Annotated in this window: 6 protein-coding genes; all 6 read left to right on the top strand. The window is 70.6% G+C overall.

Going from position 1 to position 8,304, the window contains the following annotated elements; translation table 11 throughout:
• The first annotated feature begins 181 nt into the window (after positions 1-181).
• The 6 genes from ACH4LD_RS42890 (at position 182) to ACH4LD_RS42865 (ending at position 8,136) form a co-directional block, all read left to right on the top strand.
• Positions 182-997 carry a helix-turn-helix domain-containing protein gene (locus tag ACH4LD_RS42890; RefSeq protein WP_398059682.1) on the top strand — a complete coding sequence of 272 codons (816 nt, stop codon included), beginning with the start codon at positions 182-184 and terminating at the stop codon, positions 995-997.
• Between the two features lie 415 nt (positions 998-1,412).
• Positions 1,413-2,150 carry an SDR family oxidoreductase gene (locus ACH4LD_RS42885; protein ID WP_398059680.1) on the top strand — a complete coding sequence of 246 codons (738 nt, stop codon included), beginning with the start codon at positions 1,413-1,415 and terminating at the stop codon, positions 2,148-2,150.
• A 149-nt stretch (positions 2,151-2,299) separates the two neighbouring features.
• On the top strand, positions 2,300-3,199 hold the full coding sequence (locus ACH4LD_RS42880) for an SDR family oxidoreductase (RefSeq protein ID WP_058084696.1): 900 nt from the start codon (positions 2,300-2,302) through the stop codon (positions 3,197-3,199).
• A 204-nt stretch (positions 3,200-3,403) separates the two neighbouring features.
• Positions 3,404-6,175, top strand: a complete 2,772-nt coding sequence (locus ACH4LD_RS42875) for an AAA family ATPase (RefSeq protein ID WP_398059677.1) — start codon at positions 3,404-3,406, stop codon at positions 6,173-6,175.
• A 315-nt stretch (positions 6,176-6,490) separates the two neighbouring features.
• Positions 6,491-7,489, top strand: coding sequence for a histidine kinase (locus tag ACH4LD_RS42870; protein ID WP_398059675.1), 999 nt, complete (start codon positions 6,491-6,493; stop codon positions 7,487-7,489).
• 182 nt (positions 7,490-7,671) lie between these two features.
• Positions 7,672-8,136: an SsgA family sporulation/cell division regulator gene (locus ACH4LD_RS42865; RefSeq protein ID WP_398059673.1), complete on the top strand. Its 465-nt coding sequence runs from the start codon at positions 7,672-7,674 to the stop codon at positions 8,134-8,136.
• Positions 8,137-8,304: the final 168 nt, after the last annotated feature.

The raw sequence follows: 8,304 nt of genomic DNA, 5'->3' as shown, positions 1-8,304 counted from the left end.
CTCACTCTGCGTGATCTTGGGGCGGTGGACGGCCCCGATTCCTCCACGCCGCCCCCCCCCCCCCCCCCCCCCCCCCCGGGGCGCCCCCCCCCCCCCCCCCCCCCCCCCCCCCCCGCGGGCGGGGTCGTCGCCGTTCGCTTTCCCCCCACGGGTCACGCTTCGTCCGAGTAGCCTGGTGCGCATGGACAGCGTCAACCAGCTCGGCCGCTTTCTGCGCGCCCGCAGGGCAGTGGTCTCCCCCCGGGAGGCGGGGCTGCCGGACGACGCCCCACGCCGTACTCCCGGCCTCAAGCAGGAAGAGGTCGCCCGGCTCGCCGGGCTCAGCGAGGGCTACTACGCCCGCCTGGAACAGGCCCGGGAGAAGCACCCCTCCGACCAGGTGCTCCAGGCACTCGCACAGGCTCTGAGGCTGAACCCGGACGCCGCGCGGTACATGCGTGCTCTGGTACGTGACCAGGACCGGCCGGTACCGGCGGACGCCGAGGTCGCCGTCCATGTCATGCGTCTGATCGAGGCGTGGGACGCCACCCCCGCCCTGGTCCTCGGCTCCTGCCTGGACGTCCTGGCCGGCAACGCACTGGGGCGTGCCCTGTACGCACCGGTCCTTCCTTACGGCAACCTGGTGCGGTTCACCTTCCTCGACAAAGTGGCCGCCCGTGCCTTCTACCGGGACTGGCAGCTGATCGCCGAGGCCGGCGTCGCCTGGCTGCGGGCGACGGCGGGCGTCCCGGCAGGCCGTCCCCGCCTGGACGAGCTGGTGGGGGAGTTGTCCGCGGACGCGGAGTTCCGCCAGTTGTGGAGCCGTTTCGACGTGCGGGACAAAACGAGCGACGTGAAGCGCCTGCGCCACCCGATCGTCGGTGACCTCACCCTGAACTACCAGATCCTCGACGTCGACGGCGCCGCCGGGCAGCACCTGTTCATCTACCAGGCCGAGCCGGGCTCGCCGAGCGAGCGGGCGTTGCTGCGGCTCCGGGACCCTGCCGCCGCGAAGTGAACCCGGCAGCGGGCCGGCCGCTGTCGCTGCGCATTGCTTTCCTCTGCCGCTCCGCATCGCGCGAGCGGCGGTGAGCGGCTGGGTTTTCCCGAGAGTCATCCGTCAGGGCTCCCGCTGCTGTCCTTCCGCCGTTGGGTCAACCCCACGGTTGCGCATGGCGAGCCACATTCCCGATGCCCGGCCTGCCCGATGGTGGCCGGAAAGCGCCGACGGAAGACTTGTCGGTGTCCCAAGGGGCTTCGGCCGCCCGAAAATCCCATCCCGCTCGACGCTGTCATCGGTGCTCACGTGAGTGTGTTGTCGACGCTCACAGAGCTGTGTTATCGTCGATCGCGTCAAGGCGTTAAAAGCGATGACGGTGTGCGCGAGGCCCACGTGCCGAGCACCTGTCACATCACTCGAAGGACTGGTCACCATGACGGACACCCACACCCGCGTCGCGCTGGTCACCGGCGGCACCGGCGGCATCGGCCTCGCCGTGACCAACCGCCTCGCCAAGGACGGTTACGCCGTCGCCATCCACTACGTGGGCAACAAGGCCAAGGCGGACGAGGCGGTGGCGGCCATCAAGGCCCAGGGCGGCAAGGCGATCGCCGTCAGCGGCGACGTGGCCGACGAGGAGGCCATGACCGGGGCCTTCGATGCCATCGAGGCGGAGTTCGGCGGCATCGACGTCGTCGTCAACACGGCCGGCATCATGCTGCTGTCGCCCATTGCCACGCTCAACCTGGACGACCTGGACCGCATGCACCGAACCAACATCCGCGGCACCTTCGTCGTCTCCCAGCAGGCGGCCCGACGGCTTCGCCGGGGCGGTGCCCTGATCAACGTCTCCTCGTCCCTCACCCGGCTCCAGTTCCCCACCTACGGCGCCTACGCCGCGAGCAAGGGCGCGGTCGAGGCGATGACCCTGGTGCTCGCCCGTGAAATGCGAGGCAAGGACATCACCGTCAACGCGGTCTCCCCGGGTCCCACCGCCACCCCGCTGTTCCTGGAGGGCAAGGACCAGGCGGCACTCGACAGCCTCGCCAAGGCGGCTCCGCTGGAGCGGATCGGCACCCCCGAGGACATCGCCGAGGCCATCGTCTTCCTGGCGGGCCCGGCGCGCTGGATCAACGGCCAGACCATCTACGCCAACGGCGGCATCATCTGACCACCGGCGCCCCGCCCTGCCGGCACGGCTGTCGGCCGGGCCCGCCGGACGGGTCCCAGGTCCCTCGCCGGTCCCGTCGCACGCGTCACGCTTCTCCCACCCTCACTCCCTTCAGCCACGAACCCGCTTTCGCGGGGGAGGAGATTCCCATGAGCAACATCGTCGTCATCACCGGTGCCTCCAGCGGCTTCGGCGCGCTCACCGCACGCGCCCTCGCCGACGCCGGCAACACCGTCTACGCCGGTATGCGCGAGACCGACGGCCGCAACGCACCGCAGGTGCAGGCCGCCGCCGACTACGCCAAGGAGCACGGTGTCGACCTGCGCTCCATCGAACTGGACGTCAACTCCGACGACTCGGTCGACTCGGCGGTCAAGCAGGTGATAGGGGAGCACGGCCGTATCGACGTCCTGATCCACAACGCCGGCCACATGGTCACCGGGCCCGCCGAGGCCTTCACCCCAGAGCAGTTCGCGCAGCTCTACGACATCAACGTGCTGTCCACGCAGCGGGTCAACCGCGCCGTACTGCCGCACCTGCGCAAGGCCGGCCGGGGCCTGGTGGTCTGGGTCTCCAGCTCCAGCGTCAAGGGCGGCACCCCGCCGTACCTCGCCCCCTACTTCGCCGCGAAGGCCGCGATGGATTCCCTCGCCGTCAGCTACGCCGGCGAGTTGGCCCGCTGGGGCGTCGAGACCTCCATCGTGGTGCCCGGCTCCTTCACCAGCGGCACCAACCACTTCGCCCACTCCGGCCACCCGGCGGACGGTGCGGTGGAGGCGGAGTACGAGACCAAGTACCCGGGCCTGCTCCAGCAGGTCTCCCAGAAGCTCGCGGCGCTCGCCCCCGAGGGAGCCGAGGCGTCGCTGGTCTCCGACGAAATCGCCCGCATCGTGGCTCTGCCCGAGGGCGAGCGTCCCTACCGGGTGCACATCGACCCGGCGAACGACGGCTCCGAGGAGGTCTCCGAGGTCGCCGACCGGATCCGCCGGGAGTTCCTCACCCGTATCGACCTGGCCGACCTGCTGACCGTGCACCCGGCCGGCGCGTGACACAGCGCTCCACACGGCGAGGGGCCGACCCGTAACGGGTCGGCCCCTCGCCTGTTTCATCCGTCGTGGTTAAGCACTAGTCAGTAAGTGAGTTACTGGCAGTAACTAGACTTAACTCCATCAGACACATAGTCTCTGGCGCGACAAACATGTCAAGTAACTATAGGCCAGACATGTACTGCATGCTGCTGCCAGAGGTACTCCATGACGGATCACGAAGCGTCGACGGCGACAGCACGGCTGTTCGGCCGTGACGCGGAGCTGCGAGCGCTCGACGCCTTCTTCGTACGCGCCCGAGGGGAGGGCGCCGTTCTGCTGCTGAGCGGGGAAGCAGGCGTCGGCAAGAGCGTCCTGCTGGACGCGGCGGTGGCCGGAGCGGAGGCCGCCGGAGCCCGCGTCATCCGTGCCACCGGTGTGCAGTTCGAAGCCGACGTCAGCTACGCCGTCCTCAACCAGCTCCTACTGCCCCTCACCGCGGGCTTCGCCCGCCTCGGCGAGGAGGAGCGCAACGCCCTCATGGTGGCGCTGGGCCTGTTGTCGGGCAGGGTGCCCGACCGCGCGGTCATCGCCGAGGCCTGCCTCGACGTGCTGCGGCACGAGGCCGAGCAGCGGCCGCTGCTGCTCGTCGTCGACGACCTCCCCTGGATCGACCGGCCGACCACGATCGTCCTCGAACACCTCGCGCGCCGTCTCGCGGGCAGCCGGATCGGTCTGCTCACGGCCTCCCGGACCGGCGAGGACAGCTACTTCGACCCCAGTGGCCTGCCCGCACTGCACGTGGAACCGGTCGCCGACGAGGCCGCCGACGAGTTGCTGCGCACCGCCTTCCCGGAGATGGTCCTGCGCGTGCGGCGCCGCATTCTCACCGAGGCCAGGGGCAATCCCCTCGCACTGCTGGAACTCGCCGAGGCGCTCGATCCCACCCAGCTGTCGGCCCGCGAAGCGCTCCCCGAGGTAATGCCGCTCACCGAGGGCATCGAAGCGCTCTTCGCCTCGCGCATCAGACGACTGCCCGGGCCCACCCGGGACGCCCTGCTGCTGGCGGCGCTGGAGGGCAGCGGGGACCTGGGGCTGTTGCGGCGCACCACGACCGCGGACGGCGGGACCACCGCGCTCCTCCCGGCGGAGACCGCGAAGCTGGTCGAGGTCGACGAGGCGGCGGGCCGCGTCCTCTTCCGGCACCCGCTGGTGCGCTCCGCCGTGGTCGAGTCCTCGACGAACGTGGAACGGCGGCGGGTGCACCGCAGGCTGGCGGACTACTTCCTACGTGACACCGAGCGCCGGGCCTGGCACCTGGCCGAATCGTCGGTGGAACCCGACGAGGCGGTCGCCGTCCTCCTGGAGGAGGCGGCTCGCCGCAAACTGCACCGCGGGGACGCAACCGGCGCGATAGCCGCCCTCACCCGCGCCGCCCACCTCAGCCCCCAGGCCGCCGACCGGGGCCGGCGCCTCGCCGAGGCCGCCTACCTGGGCGCCGACGTCACCGGTGAACTGGGCAGCGCGTCCCGCCTGCTCGACCAGGCCCGCGCCTTCGACCCCGGCCTCGGCAGTTCCCTGCACGCCGCCGCGGCCGCCGCCTTCGTCCTGGTCAACGGGGACGGCACCGTCGACACCGCGTACCGCCTGGTCGTCTCCGCCATCGAGAACGGCGACCACGGGTACGACGCCACCAACACCGACCTGACCGACGCCCTGTACACCCTGCTGCTCATCTGCTGGTGGGCCGGCCGCGAGGACTTCTGGGCACCGTTGTTCGACGCGATCGACCGGCTTGTCCCGGAACCGCCGGAGATCATCCTGCTGATGAGCCAGGCGTTCCCGGACACGGCCCGGGCCTCCGCCGAGACCCGGCGGCGGCTGGCCGCGCTCATCGAGCGCCAGAGCGCCGAGTCCGACCCCGGCAGTCTCGTCCGGGTCAACACCTCGGCCGTCTACATGGACCTGCTGGGCGGCTGCCGGGTCGGCGCCTGGCGGCTCATCGAGAGCGGCCGGGCGGGGGGCACCGTCCGCAGCAGCCTGGCCTGCCTGATGCATCTGTGCCTGGACGACTTCGCCACCGGCCGCTGGGAGGAGGGCCAGCGCCTCGCCGACGAGGGTCTCGCCCTGTCCAAGGCGCACGGCTACGACTTCATCAGTTACTACTTCCTCTTCCACGAGGCGCTGCTCGCCGCGGTGCGCGGCGAGGACGCCGTGATGCACGAGTGGGCCGACGAACTGACCCGCGTGACCACCCAGCGCCGTGCCTACGGCGCGGCCCGCTTCGCCCACCACGCCAGAACCCTTGGCGCGATCGGCCGAGGGGACTTCGAGGCGGCGTTCCACCACGCCTGCGACCTCAGCCCTGCCGGCATGCTCGCCCCGTACACCCCGCACGCCCTGTGGGTGGCGCTGGACCTCGTGGAGGCCGCCCTGCGCACCAACCGGCGCGAGCAGGCCGAGGCCCACGTACGCGCCATGTGCGAGGCCGCCCTGTGGGACGTGTCGCCTCGCCTGGGCATGCTCACGCTGGCCGCCCGTGCCCTCGTGGCGGCCGACGCCGAGGCGCCGGCGCTGTTCGAGGAGGCCGTCAGTGGCGCCGGCGCCCGGGACTGGCCGTTCGACTACGCGCGCGTGCGTCTGCTGTACGGCGAACGCCTGCGCCGGGGCCGGGCGCCCGTCGAGGCACGCCTGCACCTGAACGCGGCCCTGGAGATCTTCGAGGAGCTGGGCGCGGCCCCCTGGGCCGCGCGGACCGCCGCCGAACTGCGGGCCGCCGGCCAGGTGCGGCCGAACCCCGCCGTACCAGCCGCCGCGGCTGCCGGACTGACCGCGCAGGAGACCGAGATCGCCCTGCTGGCGGCGGAGGGCCTGACCAACAAGCAGATCGGCGAGCGGCTGCTCCTCTCTCCGCGCACCGTCAGTTCCCATCTCTACCGCATCTTCCCCAAGCTCGGCATCACGTCCCGGGCGGCCCTGCGTGACGCCCTGTCCGGCTGAGCGAGGTTATATATGCTGTATGCACCTTTTTGGGTGCACGTCGTCGAGACGGTCGAGCATCCTTGAAGCGGTCGAGAAAACATGCCCTGACCTGCCCCGACTCCTTCTAACGTCAAATGACGGATGCCTTCGGGCCCCTCCGCTTGCGACAGTCGTGTCATCAGCGGCGAACAAGCCGGACGCGACGGACAGGCCGGGCGACGGACGTGACCGACAGTGAGGACGGGTGGCGGACCGCGGTCGACGGGCAGTGCCCGGTCTGTCGGCGCCGTGATCGAGGCACGTTCTCGAATCCCTATGGGAAGGGGCAGCGCGATGACGTCAGTCGCCGATGATCTGGGAAGCATCCTTGACGTCATTCAGCAGCCGGCCTGGGCGGTGGACACCGATCACCGAGTGTCCTATGCCAATCGACCGGCTGCCGAGTTCATGGGTTACGAACGTCCCTCCGACCTGCTGGGCACCGACGGCAGACCGGTGGAACACACTTACGGGTGGGCGCGCGGCCACGCCATCCCCGAGCAGGCCCCCTCCTACCGCGGCATGCTCACCCACGCAAACGGCTCTCTCCTCCCGGTCGAATGGTCCCTCGTCCCCTTGACCCGGCCGGGCGGCGCGGCCGCCGTGTACATCTTCCGCACGGGGGTCGGCGCACCCGCTGTCGGCCGGGAACCCAAGGAGGACGGACTATCGCGGACAGTCGCGGGACGGCTCGACGCCGACCGGCACCGCCGTGTCGCCGGTTCACTGCAGCACGGCGCCCAGGAACGGCTGGCCTCGGCGCTGCTCGGTCTGAGCCTGGCCAGGGAGTACTTGGACGGCGAGCGCATCCCGTCGTCGGCGGCCGAACTGCTCGACGGAGCCGTCCGGGATGCCGAGCAGGCGCTGAGCCATGTCAGGGACGTCACGGCCGAGCTGTACCCGGGTGTGCTCAGGCTCGGCGGGCTTCCGGCCGCGCTCACCGTGCTGGCGGGGCAGTGGCCGGTACCCGTCGGCGTCTCGGGGAACCTGCGGGAACGGCTCCCGCACGCGGTGGAGATGCACGTGTACTTCCTGGTCCGGGAGGCGCTCGGCAGGGCTGTGCACGGTGCCCGGGCCAGCAGGGTCCAAGTGGTGACGGAACTCGACCTGGACCTGGTGGTCACGGTGGCGGACGACGGTGCGGCGCCCGGCGAGGCCCTGGACTCGGCGTCACTGGCGGCCATGGCCGACCGGGTGGCCGTACTGGACGGGGCCCTCAGCGTGCGGCACGCGTCCGGAGAGGGCACCACCGTGTGTGCCGTCATCCCGGTCCAGCCGCACTCCGGCTCCTGAGCCGGTGTTCCGCGACGACGGGACCCACGGAAACCTGCTTTCCCGGAGAAACATGGCAGCCGTCTCACGTGGACTACCCGGACCAGGCATTTCTCACTATGACGTCAAATGACGGATGCCTGTCCTCGGTGCCGGGCGACAGGCTTGTCACGTGGTCGTCAGCAGAGCGAACGGAGCAGACCATGGATCAGCATCGTGAGCACGCGGCACGGTCAGCGGACCGGAGTCCCGTCGCCGGCCCCTCCGAGACGGTACGTCACGACGTCTGGGTGTGGCTGGCCCCCGCCGGCACGCTGAGGATCGCCGTCCGGGCTCACTTCGACTACGACAGGGCCGACCCGTGCGCGGTACGCGTCTCCTTCTGTCTCCCGCACCAGCGCCAGGTGACCTGGATCTTCGCCCGTGACCTGCTCGCCGACGGCCTGTACTTCCCCGTGGGAGCGGGTGACATCCGCATCGCGCCGGACGGCGGTCCGGCCGGGAAGAACACGCGTATCACCCTGACCCCCCCGTCCGGCGCCGCGCTCATCGAAGTGCGCCGGGCATCGGTCCGCGACTTCCTGCGGGCCACGGAACGGCTCGTCCCCCGGGGACAGGAAGAGATCGACATCGACGCGTTCCTCAAGGACTGCGTCCAGGAAGACTGAGCCGCCCGGCGCGTCTCGCACGTTCATGTGATGCGGCACGGCCGACCCGCTGGAAAGCTCGGCAGAAGAGAATCGACGAAGGGTGTGTGTCATGGGTTTTGTGACGGTGGGCCGGGAGAACTCCGAGTCGATCGAGCTGTACTACGAGGATCACGGCAGTGGTCGTCC

Source organism: Streptomyces sp. NPDC017676, from assembly GCF_044329325.1.
Classification (GTDB): domain Bacteria; phylum Actinomycetota; class Actinomycetes; order Streptomycetales; family Streptomycetaceae; genus Streptomyces.
Note: the sequence above shows the minus strand (reverse complement) of the source record. Positions and strands in the feature narration are given on the sequence as shown.

What these genes read in the sequence shown, in the direction of transcription:
- ACH4LD_RS42890 (WP_398059682.1), top strand. Translation starts at nt 182, where the DNA reads ATGGACAGCGTCAACCAGCTCGGCCGCTTTCTGCGCGCCCGCAGGGCA.
- ACH4LD_RS42885 (WP_398059680.1), top strand. Translation starts at nt 1,413, where the DNA reads ATGACGGACACCCACACCCGCGTCGCGCTGGTCACCGGCGGCACCGGC.
- ACH4LD_RS42880 (WP_058084696.1), top strand. Translation starts at nt 2,300, where the DNA reads ATGAGCAACATCGTCGTCATCACCGGTGCCTCCAGCGGCTTCGGCGCG.
- ACH4LD_RS42875 (WP_398059677.1), top strand. Translation starts at nt 3,404, where the DNA reads ATGACGGATCACGAAGCGTCGACGGCGACAGCACGGCTGTTCGGCCGT.
- ACH4LD_RS42870 (WP_398059675.1), top strand. Translation starts at nt 6,491, where the DNA reads ATGACGTCAGTCGCCGATGATCTGGGAAGCATCCTTGACGTCATTCAG.
- ACH4LD_RS42865 (WP_398059673.1), top strand. Translation starts at nt 7,672, where the DNA reads ATGGATCAGCATCGTGAGCACGCGGCACGGTCAGCGGACCGGAGTCCC.